Source organism: Leifsonia virtsii, assembly GCF_030433675.1.
In the GTDB taxonomy this organism is placed as follows: Bacteria; Actinomycetota; Actinomycetes; order Actinomycetales; family Microbacteriaceae; genus Leifsonia; species Leifsonia virtsii.
In genome coordinates this window covers 184,895-201,237 of sequence record NZ_JAROCB010000004.1, presented here as the reverse complement: position 1 = coordinate 201,237, position 16,343 = coordinate 184,895, and the positions used below count along the sequence as shown (strand labels likewise).

Sequence of the window (16,343 nt, the reverse complement as noted above, 5' to 3'; positions counted from 1 at the left end):
CATGGCCCTGAATGACTCGTTCCCCGGCCCGTCCGGGAAGGTCGACTCGTCCGAGCTCCGCAAGGATCTCGCCGGCATCCTGGTCAAGAGCACCGACGGCAGCCCGCGCGCCGGTGTGTTCTATCGTGGCTCGGCGCCCATCGGCACGCCGCGTACCGGCGACATGAAGGTCGATATCGGCCTCGTCAACGCCGCGCTCGTGCGCGGCGGCGGCCCGCTCTTCACTCAGAACGACGGCGTCATCCAGTCGCCGGCCCTGCCGATCCCGTCGTCCAACTCGATCTACCACGTCATCTACCTGAAGCAGGTCGAGACGGCAGCACCGTACAGCGACGCAGGAGTCGACGGTCCTCTGCTCGGGATCGCGTCCAGCGACCAGGGCGCGACACCGGACGTGAACCAGGCGATCAGTCGCATCCCGACCGGTGGTCTCGCGCTTGTCTCCGCGCTCGTGCCGTCGAGCGCCGTCACCACGTCGTCGGGTGGCGTCGTCCTGAAGGACATCGCACCATTCACGGCCACCGCAGGCGGGGTGGTCGTGTTCCGACTGCTTGCCGACCTGAAGGCGTGGTCGACCGCAGTAGACGGGCAGCTCGCGTACGCGCTCGACACCGGCAACCTCTGGGAGTACATCGCCAGCGCGACGACCCCGGACTGGTACCACGTCGGCGGCAAGCCGCAGTTCGCTGCGTTCTCCCCCACCGGCCTCTACACCGCCGGAACTCCGACGCCCCAGGCCGCCATGTCGGCGGGTCGCGTCTTCCTCGAGGGCAAGGTGGGAAGCAGCAGCGCCAGCTTCACCGCCGGTACGACCTACACCATCGGAAGCATCCCGGCCGCATTCGCCCCGCCCGCCGACGTCGGCATCCCGCTCACCAGCAACCTGACCGCCGTCGCGCTGCTCACTGTCACATCGGGCGGGACCGTCACGATCGTGCTCAACACCAGCTTCACCGGCGCGCTGAACCTCTCGCTCGCCGGCGCATCGTGGCGGGTGAAGGGGCTGGTCTGAGTGCCCGCGAACGGGCAGTACACGCAGGCCGACCTCGTCCTCGCCGAGCCGCGGCTGGGCTGGCCGAAGGGCTGGCTGACGGCCCGCGCCGCTCGCGCGTGGTGGGCGATCAAGGCGTGGTTCCAGCTCACGTACGGCCTGACCGTCACCTTCAACGAGGGGTACAGGCCGCTCGCGACGCAGGTCTTCTACTGGAACCTCTACCAGTCCGGGCAGGGCAACCCGGCCGCGTACCCCGGCAACTCGAAGCACGGCACCGGCGAGGCGTGGGACCTCGACTGGCCGTTCACGTCCTGGGCGACGTCGCAGCAGGCGGCGTGGCGGGCGAACGAAGCACGGTTCGGTATCTCGTCGGCGCAGGGCGTCGCGGACGGGGAGCCGTGGCACAAGGTCAACGTGGCCGAAACCAGCGTCGCCGGAGGCGGCGCGACGATCATAGGAGGCTTCCTCATGGCACTTTCCGACGCCGAGCAGGCCGAAATGCTGTCCCTGCTTCGCAACCTCGCAGGCTTCACCTACGCAGGCGGCAAGTCCGCTGGCGACCCGACCTATCTAGGCGTGCCCGGCACCATCTACCAGATGCTCAAGCAGCCGGTCATGCGCACTGTCAACGGGAAGGTCGTCCCGATCGCGCAGATCCAGGACAACGCGGACACGCGGACCATCGTCGAGCGGATCGAGAACGCCGTGAACAAGCTCGCCGCCGCGGGCACTCCGGCGATCGACTACACGAAGCTCACGCAGGCGCTCAAGGCGGCCGGCGTGACGAGCGCACCCAGCGCCGAACAGATCGCGGCGGCGCTCGCGCCGGCCGTGGCGAACGAACTCGCGAAGCGACTCGCGAACTGAGGAGGAAGACCATCATGGGAGACCACGAAGCCACCACCAGCACCACGGTCCGCGGCGCCATCGCCGTCCGCCCCGCCGTGCCCGGCTACGTCGAGGTGCTCGAGCAGAACGTCATGCACTACGCCAAGCTGTTCGGACCGATCATCGTCGCCGCGCTCATCGCGTTCAAGGCGTCCTACGGTCACGGCAACAGCCTCTTCGTGATGCTGTCGATCGCCATCGCCGTCTCCGCCGCCATCGCGACCTGGGGCCTCGCAGCGAACGAGAAGTGGTACGCCTCGCTGAAGTTCTGGGTGGGCGTCCTCGCGACCGCCGCCCAGGCGGTGCTCGCGATCGTCGGCGCCGACGGCCGGCTCGCGGACCTCACACCGACCGACTGGTCGAACGTGGGCCTCGCCGCCGCTGGCGCCATCTGGACGGTGCTGATCCCGAACGCGGCCCAGTTCACGCAGAAGGTGATCGCCGACCCGAACGGCGTCTACGACATCGCCTCGGCCGGCGTGCCGGACCCGCAGTCGCTCCCGGCCGCGGGCGAGTAACGCCACATGGCAACGCGGTGGGTGGTCGCTGACCTGCGCACGGGAGACCGGCTGATGGACATCCCCGTCGTCTCCGGGACGTGGGATGACCCGCTGAACACGGCCGAGAGCCTGTCGGCGACGATCAGCGTCCGCGACCCCCAGGTGCAGAAGCTCGCGCCGCGCTCGGCGACCACCCCCGCCAAGACCATCCTCGCCGCGCTGGACGGCGACACCTTCCTCGCTGGCGGGCCGATCTGGGCCCGCCGGTACGACCGCGACAAGGGCACCGTGACCCTCGGCGCCGCCGGCATGCAGTCGATCGGGGACCACCGGCTCATCCTGCCCGTGATCGCGCAGACCCTCGGCGTGAACCAGTTCATCATCCCGGACCCGACCGACACGAAGAAGACGATCCCCAACCCGCAGCTCCAGACGGCCTATACCGGACTCTGGCTCGGCACGATCCTCAAGCGGGTGCTGCAGCAGGCGATAGCGTGGACAGGCGGCGCCCTGCCGATCATCTTCCAGCCCGACGAGACGTCCACGAACACGGACCACGACCGCACCATCGAAGGCACCGAGTTCCGCAAGATCGGCGACTTCATCCGTGACACCACGCGCGTGATCGGCGGCCCCGAGGTGAACTTCCAGGGCCGGCTGCGCGCCGACCGGAAGGGCATCGAGTTCCTCTTCCAGACCGGCACCGGAGCGCAACCGCTCATCACCTCGACCTCGGACGTCGTCTGGAACCTCACCGCGCCGAAGTCGCCCATCTCGAACTTCCAGGTGGACGAGGACGCCACCGGCCTCGCCTCCGTCGCCTGGCAGGTCGGCGGCCGCTCCACCGACACCGTGCTCACCTCCCGGCAGACCGACTCGTTCCTCACCGACGCCGGGTTCCCGCTGCTCGAGTCGTTCGACTCCTCCCACACCGACGTGTCGAAGCAGGCCACCCTCGACGGCTGGGCCGCCGCGGACCTGCAGCGCCGCCCGCTGGAGACGTGGTCGTTCGACGCGCAGATGCACGGCAAGCCCTCGATCGCCGAGTACGCCGTCGGCGACTTCCACACCATCCGGATCGCGAAGTACAACCGCAAGGCCCGTATCGGCGACCCCTGGTTCCCCCAGGGCGGCGACTTCCGCCGCCGCCTCGTCGGCCGCTCCGGCACCCACAAGGGCGACGTCGTCAAGCTGCAGTTCGCGCCCGCCCTCGAGGAGAACTGATGCCGTACAGTCCGCCGCCCGGGAACGGGTTCGACCAACTCATCAAGCGGCTCGAAGAGGTCGAGCAGGCACTCCGCACAGCGCTGCGGCCCACGGGAACGTCCGTCGGCTCCCTGGTGAAGCGAATCGACCAGACCCTCGCGGACATCGTCGCCCAGGTCAACTCGATCGCAACGAACTGGATGGCGGCGAACGCCTACACGAGGTCGCAGGTCGATTCGAAGATCGCGAGCCCGGGTGACATCACACCGGGCAACGTCACCGCGAGCGGACGCGTGGTCAGCCAGGGCATCATCGGCTCACCGGGCACGAAGGCCAACACGGTCACGGTCGGCTACTCGGCGGTCTACATCGACTCCGCCGGCAACATGGGCGGGAACACCTCCACACGTCGCTCGAAGACCAACATCGAACCGCTCGACGTCGACCTCGACGCGCTCCTCGCGCTCGGCGGCTACCGCTTCCAGCGCATCCTCGACGTCTTGGAGATGGGCGAGGCCGCCCCGTGGCAGTCCGGCTTCATGGCCGAGGAAGTCGAGCCGGTCGCCCCGCTGAACGTCTGGCACAACGAGGACGGCCAGGTCGAGGGCGTCCGATACGAGGAGCTCGTCGTTCCGCTCCTTCTCGCAGTCGCCCGCGAGCGGCGCGAGAGGCTCGCTGCGGAAGAGGCACTCGCCGAGTTCCAGTCGGAAGTGCTCGACAGGCTGAAGAAGCTCGAGGAGGGCGCCTAGTCGCAGATCGCGGGGTTGCCGGACGCGGAGCCGCTCGCACACGCACTCGTGTCCCAGCGACCACCGGCGGTGTCCTGCGGGTCCGGATTCGCGATCCAGGGCACCGGCGACCCGGCGGGGAGCTTCCCGGACGACGGCTGAGCCGGCGCTTCGGAGGTCTCGTCGTCTGCTGCGGCCTGTTGCTGGGCCTGGCGCGCGGCCTCGTCTGCCGCAGCCTTCGCCGCCGCCGCCGCGGCCTGCGCGGCGGCCGCCTCCTGAGCCGCTTTCTCGGCGGCGAGGCGCTCCTGCTCTGCGTCGTAGGCGGCCTTCGCCTGCACTGACTGGGCGGCGAGCTGGTCGAGGTTGCCGCCCAGCGTGATCGCACCGTCGTACGCCGGCGCGGCGGCGACCATCGCCTTCTGCGCGTCTGCTCGCACCTGGGCGGCATGCGCCGCGGTCCCGATGCCGATCGCCAGCGCGGCCACGGCGACGACCAGGATGCCCCCAACGATGATCCGGTAAAGCGTGCTGACCGGCTTATCCCCCACGGAATCGCTCATGCGCCCCAGATTAATCGACGCGTTCCCGAATTAATATCCCCCGATCGAGGAGAGCCCATGCCCGACCGCCCCGAACCGAACGGCTGGGAGCTGATGACCGCGATCGAGCGCATCGAGCGAAGCATCCGCGAGCAGTCCGCGGGGTTCGTCCCGGTCGGGGTGTTCCAACTGTTCCAACAGCAAGTGCAGGAAGACCGCGCCGAGGACCGCGCGGCCGCCGCCAAGGTCGAGACCGAGATGAAGGCCGAGATCGGCACGCTGCGGCAGCAGATCGCTGACGGCGAGAAGGACAAAGCCCGCAACCGCTTTGCGCTGGCCCTCTCGATCATCGCCGTCGTGGCAACGATTCTCACCCCCGTGATCCAGCGAACGATCGGAATCGGATGATGCCGGACCAGAGACTGCGAGTTCCCAAGCCCCGAGGCGCCCGCTACTACAACGCGGCCACCGTCAGCGCGATCGTGGTCGCGCTGCTGGCTATCGGCGGGATCCTCTGGGTCCAGCAGGGCCGCATCGACGTCGGAGTGAGCCGCTACGACTCCCTCAGCTCCAAGTACGACCGCCTGTTCACCCAGTACTCGCGACTCTACGGGGACTGCACCGAGGCGGTCGCGTGTGAGCCGACGGCGCCCGCTCCGGAGGCGATTCCGGGGCCCCAGGGCTCTGCCGGAGCGGCTGGGCCGAGCGGTCCGACAGGTGAACGCGGCGAGAAGGGGGACATGGGCGTTCCAGGCCAGACCGGGCCACAGGGCCCGGCTGGTGACGCGGGAGAGGCAGGCGCATCCGGAGCCCAGGGAGACCCCGGACCCGCCGGGGCGCAAGGCCCAGCCGGGGCCACCGGACCCGCAGGAGCGACCGGGCCTGCCGGACCGGCCGGCGCCGACGGCCAGCCGCCGCTCTCGTGGACCTACTCCGATCCGCTCGGCTTCTCCTACACGTGCACGCGCACTGACCCGTTCGATCCCGCGGCGCCGACGTACTCGTGCGCTCCGACCAGCACCGGAGGTATCCAGTGACAGCTCTGACCATCGGTGTCGACGACTGGACGGCTGCCGGAGCGCGGCCCGCCGCCGGGCGACAGCTCACGTTCCGCCCGGTGCAGCTCAACGCCGACGGCGCGCGCCTGCTCACCGGCAAGCCCTGGTCGGTGACGCTCGACGCCGATGGGAACGGCGCGACGGAGCTGCCGGCGGCTGCCGCTGGGCGCGGTGTCGAGATCACGGCCAGCGTGGAGAAGTGGCAGCCCGTGACGGTCGCCTCGTATCCCGACACGGTGACGCTCACGGAGCTCCTTCGGTCGCACGTCGTCGAGCCGGGGACTCTCGAGCCGATGCCCCCAGCTCCGCCGGCGTGGTGGGCGGCGCTCGGTGCGCTGCAGGACCAGGTCGACGCGATCGACCCGTCGGCGGGCGGCGTCGGCGAGCAGGGACCGATCGGAGAGAAAGGCCCCACCGGTGACAAGGGCCCAACGGGAGACAAGGGGCCAGCGGGAGACGTCGGAGCGAAGGGGCCCACTGGCGACAAGGGCCCCGTCGGCGACCAGGGGCCAGTCGGCGACAAGGGTCCGACCGGCAACGCCGGTGCGGCCGGTCCCGCCGGAGACAAAGGCCCCACCGGAGATCCTGGATCGACTGGCGACAAGGGACCGACCGGGGATGCGGGGGCGAAGGGCCCGACGGGCGACAAAGGCCCGACCGGTGACAAGGGGTCGACCGGTGACAAAGGACCGACGGGCGATCAGGGCCCGACAGGCGCATCGGGAACGGTCAACGCTGCGAACATTGGCGACTCCGGCGCGGTCGGCCAGGCGGTGGTGAAGTCCGCGACCGTCACCGCGGCGCGCGCCGCCCTCAACGTCTACACGCTCGCCGCGGGAGAGTCAGCCGCGGGCCTCCCCGCCGGGTCCATCATCATCCAGGCGACCGGCTCGTGACCGTCCTCCCCCAGGGTTCGCCCACCCTCGTCCAGACCTCGGCAGCCTCCGCGGTCGTCGTCGCACCGGCGGGCATCGCCGTGGGCGAGATCATCCTGCTCGCCCTCACCCACCAAAACCAGGCCGCCTCCGCGGACTGGACTCTCCCCGGCGGGTGGGTGCGCTTCGGCACACCCTGGATTCAGAACGACGCCAACCAGCGCGGCAACATGCTCGCGTACCACGTCGTCACGAGCGCTGACGTCGCCGCGCAGGCTGCTGGGACGCTCTCCTGGACGTTCACCTACCCCTCGGGCTCGGGCCGGCTTCCTGGGTGGGCGCGGCGCTTCTCCGGCGTCGACACGGCGAACCCGGATGCGGGTCATTCGGTCGGCAACCCCGCCTCGCTCTCCGGCGCGACGCGCACGTTGCCCGGCTTCTCGGTGGTGGCCGACAACGCCTACCTCGTCGTGCTCGCGAACGACCAGCTCGTCAGCCCGAACGCTGAGGCAGCGTCGGCCGATTCGGGGATGACGCAGCTCGCGCTGGTCAGTTCGCTGGCCGGGGCCGACAACACCACCGTCACCCGCACCATGCTCGCCCTGTACGGCAAGCAGCTCGGCGTCGCTGGAGCTGCACCGACGCCTACCGTGACGTGGCCGGCGGCGACTGGCGCGAGCATCATGTCGGTCGCGCTGCGCCCGGCCGCGGCCACGAACCAGCCTCCGGTCCCCAGCTTCACGCACTCCGAGGCTGGCCTCGGGACCACGGTCAACGCCTCGGGGAGCGCTGATCAGGATGGCACGATCGCGAGCTACGACTGGGACTGGGGCGACGCGTCAGCACACGGCAGTGGCGTCGAGGCGGCGCACACCTACGCGGCCCCCGGGACTTACACGGTCAAGCTGACGGTGACCGACAATGGCGGCGCGACGGCGAGCACGCAGACGCCTGTGACCGTGAAGCACCCGACCGCAGTGGCGCAGCTTGGCGGCGCGCAGGCGTACGTCTGGCTCGCAGACGGCGCCGGCGGGAAGCAGCCGGTCGACGTGTTCACGGTCGGCGACGGCGCGGGAACGCCGACGCAACTGCTCGCGAAGACCGGGTTCGTGTTCGGGCACATGGGCGAGAGCTACGACGAGGTCGAGGGCTCATTGGAGGGCGTCACCCGGGCGCTCATGCACGGCGCCGACGGCATCATGGTCAGCCTGCAGCGCACGAGCGACGGGGTTTTCTTCGTGCTCAACGACGAGGCATACCTGGACCGCATGACGCTCGGCGTCTCCGGCGGCACGACGCTCGACCCACGGACGATGACCTGGGCCCAGGTGCAGGGCTACGACCAGGGCTCCTACTGGACGAAGCGTGCGACGTCCTCGCCGCGCCGGCCGTATCTCAACTTCGCCGCACTGCTGGCCGCATACCCGAGTCTCTCCCCGATCATGGTCGACCCGAAGACGATCCCCTCGACCTACTTCTCGGCGATCCTCGACGTCATGGATGCCAACGGCGGGCCTGCTCGCTTCATCGCGAAGAACTACATCACCGGCACCACCTGGCGAGCTGCCGCGAAGGCGCGCGGCTACCTCACCTGGGGCTACGGCTACGGCGCGAACCAGGGCACGACCGAGGACTGGGCGACGCTGGCCCCCGGGTGGGACTGGCTCGGCCTCGACGTCGCCGCGACGCAGGCTCAGTGGAACACCGCGCTCGCGTACGGGAAGCCCGTCATCGGCCACATCGCCTCGAGCAAGGCGATGTACGACTCCGGCATGTCGAAGGGAGCGAGCGGCATCATGGCCAGCGGCGTCCGCGAGGTCCGCGGCTACGCCTGACCAGATCCAAGCAACGGCCCCGGCTCACCTTCGGGTGGGCCGGGGCGTTTTCTCGTTGTCCGCGTGCGCACGCCAGAACTTCACGAGCTCCGCGGGCGATGGCTTGAGCTGGTTCATCGCCGTCGAATCGGTGCGTCGTGCCGCCATATGAGATCGCCAGGACTGGAACGCGCAGTAGTGATCCCAGCCGAGAGCGCAGGCGGCGTCGAGGGAGCGCACCCATCCGATGAGTTCGCGGGCTTCTGATGTCGGCGCCCACGTGACCACGCGGAACCACTCGTCGGGACGGTTCGGATCGCCGAGAAGGAAGCGGCGCACGACGGCGTACGGCGGCTGGGACTCCGTGACGCGGAGAAGCCACTCGGCGGGGCGGGCGTGGGCCGCCGGGGACCAGGGGACCGCCAACCGCCACCTCCCGACTTTCGAAGCTTTGTTCGAATTGTGCAACATCGGAGAGGCGCGCTCAAGCCCACCGGCGAATGTCGGTGGTCGGACGGAGGATGGGGGTCGTGCTGTCTTCCAGAGAACGACTCATCCTGATTTTCGAAGAAGCGAACCCGGCCGCTGGCGGCCACAAGGAAGAGCGGATCCGCCAGACGTTCGGGTTCTCGGCCACTCGCTACCAGCAGCTCCTCCTCGGCATGCTGGACCGGCAGGACGCAGAGGAGGAGTTCCCGCAGCTCGTGCATCGGCTCCGGCGGCTGACGCTCGAGCGGCAGGCGCTGCGTCGCGGTCGTGCTGCCTGAGGCGGGCTACTTCTCGGTGAGGGTGATGTCGAGCCCGTTGTCGGGGTGGTAGGTCCACGACGCATCGATCTTGCCCCAGCTGGCCTCCTGGCGACCGTCGAGGGCGCGCGTCGTCTCGATCTCGTTCAGCACGGCGTCGGTGACTTTCAGCGCCTTCAACACGCATAGCTCCGAGTCAAAGCTCATCCCGGCGGCATCCTCTTCACCTTTGCCGTCGAGGATCAACGTGTGGTTCTCGTCTCCGAGCTTCAGGCCGGTCGAGACGCTGATCAACTGGCACTCGCTCATCGCCTTCTGCATGACGGTGCGCGGCTCGTTGATCGGCGTCGGCTTGCCCGCGGGCGCCGAGCATCCGGCCAGCGCGAGAGCGAGCGCGGCGACTCCGGCAAGCAGGAGACGGTTCTTCATGGTGGCGAGCGTACCGGACATCCGGTCGGGCTGCCGCCCCGCGTTCGGGTCATGCGGGCGGCCGACGTCCGGGCGATTACCCCCTTCTTGATAACGACCGACGCCGTGTACGTGCACCTGCTCCGCCGCAACCTGCTCGCTCAACGGGCCCGCCAGGACGCCTCCGACAGCGCCCCGCGGCCGAGGGTCCACATCGGGGATCCGAAGCTCAGCTCGCCGACGAAGGACGTCATCGAGGCAGTCGTCATGGTGCACCAGCCGGCCCGCTCGCGCGCGGTGGCGATCCGGCTCGAACGGCACCGGTCGCGCTGGCGCGCCAGCGCCATCAACGTGCTGTGAGCGCCCGGCGGGCGGCCCCATTCGGCCCGCAAGGCCGGCGCAGCCGCCCGCGCCGTCGCCCATGCGACGGGGACCACGCCGCGGTCGGGCCGGATGGCCAGCGACCGCAAGCTGGCCGCTGCCGCCCTGCCAGTCACCCGGCGACGCCGTCGCACCAGCACACGGTCCACCGCCCCGGTGGCTGACGTCTGCGGCCTGCCGTCACGTCTGCGGGTGCGCGCGCACCCGCCATCGTTCCCGGAGGCCGCAGTCGCCGGCAGCCTCGGCGCGCCGGTAGACGCGCAGGCGGTGACTGCGGGCATCCGTCATGGCTGCCGGTGCGCGCACCCGCCGAGGTTGACCGGGGCGGCCAAAACCGGCGCCCTGGCGCGCCGTGCCGGGCGCAAGCGGCTAGGGCGGCTTCCCGTCACGTCTGCGGGTGCGCGCGCACCCGCAGACGTGACGGCAGGCCGCAGTCGCGGAGACACCGCGGCCGCAGACGCACGTCTAGCACGAAGGGCGGTCCCGTTCGGGACCGCCCTTCGTAGCTAGGCGTGGGAGCTCAGCGCTTCTTGGCCTGGGCCCGGCGCTCGGCGCGGTTGGCCGCGGGCGCCTGGTCGTCGGCGGGGACGCGCTGGCCGAAGGCGCCGCGCTGGGTGGCGCCCTGCGCGGGCGGCTCCGCCGGGGCGGCCTCCTGCTGCTGGGCGCGCTGGGCGCGGGCGGTGGCCGCCTGCTCCAGCTGGCCCCGCTGGTTGCGGACCTCGACGCCACCCTGCTCGCCCGGGGCGGAGTAGCTGAGCCTGGCCTCGCCCTCGCCCCGCGTGAGCCCCTTCGCGGCGACGGCCGGAGACTCGACCTCGCCCGGAGCCTGGTTGACCTCGACCTCCAGGTTGAACAGGAAGCCGATGGTCTCCTCGCGGATCGCGCCCATCATCTGCTGGAACATCGCGAAGCCCTCGCGCTGGTACTCCACCAGCGGGTCGCGCTGCGCCATGGCGCGCAGGCCGATGCCGTCCTTCAGGTAGTCCATCTCGTACAGGTGGTCGCGCCAGCGGCGGTCGATCACCGACAGCACCACACGGCGCTCCAGCTCGCGCATCGCCGGGGCGCCGAGCGACTCCTCGCGCTTCTGGTACGCGATGCGGGCGTCGGAGAGGATCTCGCGGCGCATGAACTCGCGGTTGATCTTGCCCTTGTTGCCGGCCTCGGCGATGACCTCGTCGATGGTGACGCCCACCGGGTAGAGCGTCTTCAGCTCGGCCCACAGCGCGTCGAAGTCCCAGTCGTCGCCGCTGCCCTCGCCCGTGTGCTGGTCGAGGATGTCGTCGATCACGTCGGTCAGGAACTGCTGCACGCGCTCGTGCAGGTCGTCGCCCTCGAGGATGTGACGGCGGTCGCTGTAGATCGCCTCGCGCTGGCGGTTGAGGACGTCGTCGTACTTGAGGACGTTCTTGCGGATCTCGGCGTTCCGCGCCTCCACCTGCGACTGGGCGCTGCGGATGGCACGGCTGACGACCTTGGACTCGATCGCCATGTCGTCCGGGACGCTGCTGCGACCCATCAAACTCTCGGCCGCGCCGGAGTTGAACAGGCGCATCAGGTCGTCGGTGAGCGACAGGTAGAAGCGGCTCTCGCCGGGGTCGCCCTGACGGCCGGAGCGACCGCGCAGCTGGTTGTCGATGCGGCGGGACTCGTGGCGCTCGGTGCCGAGCACGTACAGACCGCCGGCCTCGATGACCTTCTCGGCCTCCTCGGCGACCTGCTCCTTGACCTTCGTGAAGACCTCTTCCCAGGCGGCCTCGTACTCGTCCGGCGTCTCGACCGGCGACAGGCCGCGGGCGTTCATCTCGGCGACCGCGATGAACTCCGAGTTGCCGCCGAGCATGATGTCGGTGCCTCGACCGGCCATGTTCGTCGCGACGGTGACGGCGCCGAGGCGGCCGGCCTGGGCGACGATCGCCGCCTCGCGAGCGTGGTTCTTCGCGTTCAGCACCTCGTGGCGCACGCCCTTCTTGGCGAGGAGGCGCGACAGGTACTCGCTCTTCTCCACCGAGGTGGTGCCGACGAGGACCGGCTGGCCCTTCTCGTGGCGCTTCGCGATGTCCTCGACGACCTGGTCGAACTTCGCCTTCTCGTTCTTGTAGACGAGGTCGGACTGGTCGATGCGCTGCATCGGCTTGTTCGTGGGGATGGGGACCACGCCGAGCTTGTAGGTGCTCATGAACTCGGCCGCCTCGGTCTCGGCGGTACCGGTCATGCCGGAGAGCTTCTTGTAGAGGCGGAAGTAGTTCTGCAGCGTGACGGTGGCGAGGGTCTGGTTCTCGGCCTTGACCTCCACGCCCTCCTTCGCCTCGATCGCCTGGTGGATGCCCTCGTTGTAGCGGCGGCCGACCAGGATGCGGCCGGTGTGCTCGTCGACGATGAGCACCTCGCCGTTCATCACGACGTAGTCCTTGTCGCGCTTGAACAGGGCGTTGGCCTTGATGGCGTTGTTCAGGAAGGAGATCAGCGGGGTGTTCGCCGACTCGTACAGGTTGTCGATGCCGAGGTAGTCCTCGACCTTCTCGATGCCGGGCTCGAGCACGCCGACGGTGCGCTTCTTCTCGTCGACCTCGTAGTCGACCTCGGGGGTGAGGCGCTTCGCGAGGTTCGCGAACTCGTTGAACCAGCGGTTGGCCTCGCCGGACGACGGTCCGGAGATGATGAGCGGCGTCCGCGCCTCGTCGATGAGGATGGAGTCGACCTCGTCCACGATCGCGAAGAAGTGGCCGCGCTGCACCATGTCGCTCGCCTGCCACGCCATGTTGTCGCGCAGGTAGTCGAAGCCGAACTCGTTGTTCGTGCCGTAGGTGATGTCGGCCGCGTACATCTCACGGCGCTCCTCGGGGGTCTGCCCCGCGAGGATCACGCCGGTCGACATGCCCAGGGCGCGGAAGACGCGCCCCATCAGCTCCGACTGATAACTGGCCAGGTAGTCGTTGACGGTGACGACGTGGACGCCGCGGCTCGCGATCGCGTTCAGGTACGCCGCGGTCGTGGCGACGAGCGTCTTGCCCTCACCGGTCTTCATCTCGGCGATGTTCCCGAGGTGGAGGGCGGCGCCTCCCATGATCTGCACGTCGAAGTGACGCATGCCCAGGGTGCGCTTCGCGGCCTCGCGGACCGCGGCGAACGCCTCCGGCAGCAGGTCGTCGAGGGACTCGCCGTTGCCGTACCGCTCCCGCAGTTCGACCGTCTCGTGCGCGAGTTCCTCGTCGGTGAGTTCGCTGAAGTCGTCTTCGAGGGCGTTGACCGCCTTCGCGTACGCCTCCAGCCGACGGAGGGTGCGACCCTCGCCGACACGGAGGACCTTTTCCAGAACTGAGGCCACTGATGCACTCCACTTATGATCGGTCGGGCACGCGGCCCGGCGCCCCGGCGGACGCACGCCGGACGGCAGACTCCGCCGACGCTATGGACATGCTACTTGTTCAGCCCCCGCGTTCGACCCGTGCGTCCTGAGAGGGACCTCAACGTCGCCTCCGAACGATCGTGGTCCCGTGCCGCCCGCACGGTGTCCCGGGAGGAAAGCGGACAGGATGTGTTTGGCGTGCCGATCGACGCCGCGCTTGTCTGGTGGCCCTCGAGGAAAGGACCCGCATGTCTCTCGGCCGTCTCCGCGCCACCACTCTTCTCAGCGTCGCCGTTCTGGCGCTGCTCACCGGCTGCGCGACAGCCCGACCGGTCGCGGACCACAGCCGCCCTCTCGGCTCCGAGCCGACGTCCACCGCGGACGCGGGAGAGCGCGCCGCGTCGCGGGCGCTGGCGGATCTGGAGAAGCAGTACGACGCGACGCTCGGCGTGTACGCGGTCGACACCGGCAGCGGCCGTTCCGTCGCCTATCGGGCAGACGAGCGGTTCGCGTACGCGTCGACCTCGAAGGCGCTGCTCGCCGGGGCGCTGCTCGCGTCGGTGGACGACGGGGCCCTGGACGCGACCGTGCACTACACGAGCGACGACCTGGTGACCTACTCTCCGGTCACGGAGGCGCATGTCGCGGATGGGATGCCGCTGCGCGACGTGATCGCCGCCGCCCTCCGGTCGAGCGACAACACGGCCGCCAACCTGATGTTCCGGGAGCTGGGTGGCCCGGGTGAGCTGCAGAAGGCGCTCCGCGGGCTCGGGGACACGACCACTGTGGTGGCCCGCCGTGAGCCGGATCTGAACGAGGCCGCCCCGGGCGACGAACGCGATACGAGTACCCCGCGTGCACTCGCGGACGACCTGCGGTCGTACGCGGTGGGCGACACCCTCACTCCCGAACGCAGACGCGTGCTGCTCGACGACCTGACGGGCAACGCGACGGGGGCTCCTCTGATCCGGGCCGGCATCCCGGCGGAGTGGACGGTCGCCGACAAGTCCGGTGCCGCCGCTTACGGAACGCGCAACGACATCGCGGTGGTGGTGCAGCCGGGCCGGGCACCCGTGGTCATGGTCGTCCTCTCGCGCAAGCAGGCACAGGACGCCGCCTACGACAACGCGCTCATCGCGGACGCCGCACGGGCGCTGGCCACCGCGTTCGGCTGACGCGCGCCCGGCTGACGCGCGTCCGGCTGACCCGCGCCCGGCTGACCCGCGCCCGGGCGTCGATGGCGACCGCCGCCCGGGCGGCCGCCATCGGCGCTGTCACGCGATCGGGCCCGGACGTCAGCCGAGCTTGCGGGCGGCGGTGGCCGCCTCCTGCAGCTCTTCGGCGTCGTCGTCGAGGGTGATCACGCCGTAGTCCCAGCCTTTGCGCCGGTAGACCACGCTCGGACGCTGGGTCTCCTGATCGACGAACAGGTAGAAGTCGTGGCCGACGAGCTCCATGTAGTAGAGGGCGTCGTCGACGGTCATGGGCACGGAGGCGAAGACCTTCTTGCGGATGACCACAGGGCTGTAGTCCTCCTCGGCCTCCGACTTCTCCTCCGTCTCATCGGACACGGCAGGCAGGCTGCCGGTGCGGACCTGGTCGAGCACGGCGACCGGCGCGGCCTCGAGGCCGACGGCGCTGAAGCCGCCGGTGCTCGCCTCGCGCAACGAGGTCGGCCTGTGCTGACCGCGATGGACCTTCCTCCGGTCCTTCGCACGCCGCACGCGTTCCAGGAGCTTGCCGAGCGCGATGTCGAAGGCGGCGTACTTGTCCGTTCCCGTCGCTTCCGATCGCACGACGGCCTTCGGCCCGACGAGCGTCAGCTCGACCCGGTCGTCGCCGTTCTGCCCACCGAGCTTCTCGTTGTGCCGGCTGACCTTGATCTCGAACGAGATCGCTCGTTCGGCCAGGTGCGACACCTTCTCCGATTTCTCGGTGGCGTACTCCCGGAAGCGATCAGTGATGTCCAGGTTGCGTCCGATGATGTTGATGTCCATGAAGACCTCCCTGATCTGGCGCGATGTCCGCCCGGGATCAAGAAGGGCGGATCGCTCTCGCCTTTCCGACTACCGTAGTGCGGTCTCCCCCATTAGGAAACCGGAAAACACACGGCATTTCCCCGGGGTCACCTGAGCGTCGCCTCTGCGCCTGCCGAGGAGCGGCGAGGCGTCCGTGCGATGGCCGCCGCACCCACCACTCTTCCCCCGGCGACGCGGATCGCGCGGGCCGCCTCGGCGACCGTCGCGCCCGAGGTGACGATGTCGTCGACGATCAGGCACTCGCGGCCGGCCAGCCGCCGGGAGGCGACCATGCTGCCGTCGCGGTTGCCCGACCGCTCGTCCGCCGAAAGGCCCGCCTGGTCCGCCGTCTGCCGGGAGAGCCGCAGCGCGCGCCACAGCGGAGGGACGAGGATGTGCGCCCGCGCCAGCACCGAACGCGTGGGGTGGTACCCCCGCCGCCGCCACGCCGCCCGGGTCGACGGGATCAGCACCGGCAGGAGCGCTGACCGCTCCCCCACCGCCGGCGCCTGCCGCTGGGCCTCGGCGATCGCGCCGCGGAGCGCCCGCCCGAGTGCCCGAGCCACGTCGACCCTGCCGCCGTCTTTGTACGCGAGGAGCACCCGCCGCGCCACGCCCTCGTACGGCAGCGCAGAGCACACCGGGACGCCGCGCGCGTCGTGGACCCGGGCGGCCGGGCGCACGGCCTCCAGGCAGGCGTCGCACAACGAGCGGTCCGGCCGACCGCAGCCGGCGCACCGCACCGGGAGGACCACCGCAGCGGCGTCGAGAAGGGATTCGCGGATCAGGGTGTGAGCTGTCATGGTCCGAGCCTCGCGGGTTGCGGCCGCGGGTGGAGC

At 70.0% G+C, this 16,343-nt stretch carries 18 protein-coding genes; 12 read left to right on the top strand and 6 right to left on the bottom strand.

The window, feature by feature from the left end; all coding sequences use genetic code 11:
* Nucleotide 1 precedes the first annotated feature (1 nt).
* Genes P5G59_RS14960 through P5G59_RS14940 form a run of 5 tightly spaced genes read left to right on the top strand, consistent with a single transcriptional unit; the run spans nt 2 to nt 4,337 of the window.
* A complete protein-coding gene (locus tag P5G59_RS14960; RefSeq protein WP_301219794.1) occupies nt 2–1,012 on the top strand; it encodes a type 2 periplasmic-binding domain-containing protein in 1,011 nt (336 codons plus the stop codon).
* Nucleotides 1,013–1,861, top strand: a complete 849-nt coding sequence (locus P5G59_RS14955) for a M15 family metallopeptidase (RefSeq protein WP_301219793.1) — start codon at nt 1,013–1,015, stop codon at nt 1,859–1,861. It abuts the gene before it with no gap.
* A 14-nt stretch (nt 1,862–1,875) separates the two neighbouring features.
* Nucleotides 1,876–2,400 carry a hypothetical protein gene (locus tag P5G59_RS14950; protein WP_301219792.1) on the top strand — a complete coding sequence of 175 codons (525 nt, stop codon included), beginning with the start codon at nt 1,876–1,878 and terminating at the stop codon, nt 2,398–2,400.
* A 6-nt stretch (nt 2,401–2,406) separates the two neighbouring features.
* Nucleotides 2,407–3,606, top strand: coding sequence for a hypothetical protein (locus P5G59_RS14945; protein WP_301219791.1), 1,200 nt, complete (start codon nt 2,407–2,409; stop codon nt 3,604–3,606).
* Nucleotides 3,606–4,337: a tail fiber domain-containing protein gene (locus P5G59_RS14940; RefSeq protein ID WP_301219790.1), complete on the top strand. Its 732-nt coding sequence runs from the start codon at nt 3,606–3,608 to the stop codon at nt 4,335–4,337. The genes P5G59_RS14945 and P5G59_RS14940 overlap by 1 nt, the downstream gene beginning before the upstream one ends.
* On the opposite strand, the gene P5G59_RS14935 is transcribed toward P5G59_RS14940, so the two are convergent.
* Nucleotides 4,334–4,876, bottom strand: a complete 543-nt coding sequence (locus tag P5G59_RS14935) for a hypothetical protein (protein ID WP_301219789.1) — start codon at nt 4,874–4,876, stop codon at nt 4,334–4,336. The two genes, P5G59_RS14940 and P5G59_RS14935, sit on opposite strands and share 4 nt — an antisense overlap.
* A 57-nt stretch (nt 4,877–4,933) precedes the next feature.
* On the opposite strand from P5G59_RS14935, the gene P5G59_RS14930 reads away from it, so the two are divergent.
* From P5G59_RS14930 to P5G59_RS14915, 4 genes are read left to right on the top strand one after another with little or no spacing between them, the layout of a single operon-like run.
* A complete protein-coding gene (locus P5G59_RS14930) occupies nt 4,934–5,263 on the top strand; it encodes a hypothetical protein (RefSeq protein ID WP_301219788.1) in 330 nt (109 codons plus the stop codon).
* Nucleotides 5,263–5,892 carry a collagen-like domain-containing protein gene (locus P5G59_RS14925; protein ID WP_301219787.1) on the top strand — a complete coding sequence of 210 codons (630 nt, stop codon included), beginning with the start codon at nt 5,263–5,265 and terminating at the stop codon, nt 5,890–5,892. Before P5G59_RS14930 ends, P5G59_RS14925 begins: the two co-directional genes overlap by 1 nt.
* On the top strand, nt 5,889–6,809 hold the full coding sequence (locus P5G59_RS14920; protein ID WP_301219786.1) for a collagen-like domain-containing protein: 921 nt from the start codon (nt 5,889–5,891) through the stop codon (nt 6,807–6,809). The genes P5G59_RS14925 and P5G59_RS14920 overlap by 4 nt, the downstream gene beginning before the upstream one ends.
* Nucleotides 6,806–8,623 carry a PKD domain-containing protein gene (locus tag P5G59_RS14915; RefSeq protein ID WP_301219785.1) on the top strand — a complete coding sequence of 606 codons (1,818 nt, stop codon included), beginning with the start codon at nt 6,806–6,808 and terminating at the stop codon, nt 8,621–8,623. Before P5G59_RS14920 ends, P5G59_RS14915 begins: the two co-directional genes overlap by 4 nt.
* A gap of 24 nt (nt 8,624–8,647) precedes the next feature.
* Here P5G59_RS14915 and P5G59_RS14910 read toward each other — a convergent pair whose 3' ends face one another.
* A complete protein-coding gene (locus P5G59_RS14910; RefSeq protein ID WP_301219784.1) occupies nt 8,648–8,941 on the bottom strand; it encodes a hypothetical protein in 294 nt (97 codons plus the stop codon).
* 182 nt (nt 8,942–9,123) lie between these two features.
* Between P5G59_RS14910 and P5G59_RS14905 the strand changes: the two genes are divergently transcribed.
* Nucleotides 9,124–9,369: a DUF3263 domain-containing protein gene (locus P5G59_RS14905; RefSeq protein WP_301219783.1), complete on the top strand. Its 246-nt coding sequence runs from the start codon at nt 9,124–9,126 to the stop codon at nt 9,367–9,369.
* A gap of 6 nt (nt 9,370–9,375) precedes the next feature.
* On the opposite strand, the gene P5G59_RS14900 is transcribed toward P5G59_RS14905, so the two are convergent.
* Complete coding sequence (locus P5G59_RS14900; protein WP_301219782.1) at nt 9,376–9,777, bottom strand: hypothetical protein; 402 nt, start codon at nt 9,775–9,777, stop codon at nt 9,376–9,378.
* An 87-nt stretch (nt 9,778–9,864) separates the two neighbouring features.
* On the opposite strand from P5G59_RS14900, the gene P5G59_RS14895 reads away from it, so the two are divergent.
* Complete coding sequence (locus tag P5G59_RS14895; protein WP_301219781.1) at nt 9,865–10,116, top strand: Rv3235 family protein; 252 nt, start codon at nt 9,865–9,867, stop codon at nt 10,114–10,116.
* A 541-nt stretch (nt 10,117–10,657) separates the two neighbouring features.
* On the opposite strand, the gene secA is transcribed toward P5G59_RS14895, so the two are convergent.
* Nucleotides 10,658–13,465: a preprotein translocase subunit SecA gene (gene secA, locus P5G59_RS14890; RefSeq protein ID WP_301219780.1), complete on the bottom strand. Its 2,808-nt coding sequence runs from the start codon at nt 13,463–13,465 to the stop codon at nt 10,658–10,660.
* Nucleotides 13,466–13,734: 269 nt separating this feature from the next.
* On the opposite strand from secA, the gene bla reads away from it, so the two are divergent.
* Nucleotides 13,735–14,661: a class A beta-lactamase gene (gene bla / locus P5G59_RS14885; protein ID WP_301219779.1), complete on the top strand. Its 927-nt coding sequence runs from the start codon at nt 13,735–13,737 to the stop codon at nt 14,659–14,661.
* A gap of 120 nt (nt 14,662–14,781) precedes the next feature.
* Here bla and hpf read toward each other — a convergent pair whose 3' ends face one another.
* Both hpf and P5G59_RS14875 read right to left on the bottom strand, forming a co-directional pair.
* Nucleotides 14,782–15,483, bottom strand: a complete 702-nt coding sequence (gene hpf, locus P5G59_RS14880) for a ribosome hibernation-promoting factor, HPF/YfiA family (protein ID WP_301219778.1) — start codon at nt 15,481–15,483, stop codon at nt 14,782–14,784.
* A 128-nt stretch (nt 15,484–15,611) separates the two neighbouring features.
* Entirely contained in the window at nt 15,612–16,307 is a 696-nt protein-coding gene (locus P5G59_RS14875) for a ComF family protein (RefSeq protein ID WP_301219777.1), read from the bottom strand.
* Between the last annotated feature and the right edge of the window lie 36 nt (nt 16,308–16,343).

What these genes read in the sequence shown, in the direction of transcription:
- P5G59_RS14960 (WP_301219794.1), top strand. Translation starts at nt 2, where the DNA reads ATGGCCCTGAATGACTCGTTCCCCGGCCCGTCCGGGAAGGTCGACTCG.
- P5G59_RS14950 (WP_301219792.1), top strand. Translation starts at nt 1,876, where the DNA reads ATGGGAGACCACGAAGCCACCACCAGCACCACGGTCCGCGGCGCCATC.
- P5G59_RS14945 (WP_301219791.1), top strand. Translation starts at nt 2,407, where the DNA reads ATGGCAACGCGGTGGGTGGTCGCTGACCTGCGCACGGGAGACCGGCTG.
- P5G59_RS14940 (WP_301219790.1), top strand. Translation starts at nt 3,606, where the DNA reads ATGCCGTACAGTCCGCCGCCCGGGAACGGGTTCGACCAACTCATCAAG.
- P5G59_RS14935 (WP_301219789.1), bottom strand. Translation starts at nt 4,876, where the DNA reads ATGAGCGATTCCGTGGGGGATAAGCCGGTCAGCACGCTTTACCGGATC.
- P5G59_RS14930 (WP_301219788.1), top strand. Translation starts at nt 4,934, where the DNA reads ATGCCCGACCGCCCCGAACCGAACGGCTGGGAGCTGATGACCGCGATC.
- P5G59_RS14925 (WP_301219787.1), top strand. Translation starts at nt 5,263, where the DNA reads ATGCCGGACCAGAGACTGCGAGTTCCCAAGCCCCGAGGCGCCCGCTAC.
- P5G59_RS14905 (WP_301219783.1), top strand. Translation starts at nt 9,124, where the DNA reads ATGGGGGTCGTGCTGTCTTCCAGAGAACGACTCATCCTGATTTTCGAA.
- P5G59_RS14900 (WP_301219782.1), bottom strand. Translation starts at nt 9,777, where the DNA reads ATGAAGAACCGTCTCCTGCTTGCCGGAGTCGCCGCGCTCGCTCTCGCG.
- bla (WP_301219779.1), top strand. Translation starts at nt 13,735, where the DNA reads ATGTCTCTCGGCCGTCTCCGCGCCACCACTCTTCTCAGCGTCGCCGTT.
- hpf (WP_301219778.1), bottom strand. Translation starts at nt 15,483, where the DNA reads ATGGACATCAACATCATCGGACGCAACCTGGACATCACTGATCGCTTC.
- P5G59_RS14875 (WP_301219777.1), bottom strand. Translation starts at nt 16,307, where the DNA reads ATGACAGCTCACACCCTGATCCGCGAATCCCTTCTCGACGCCGCTGCG.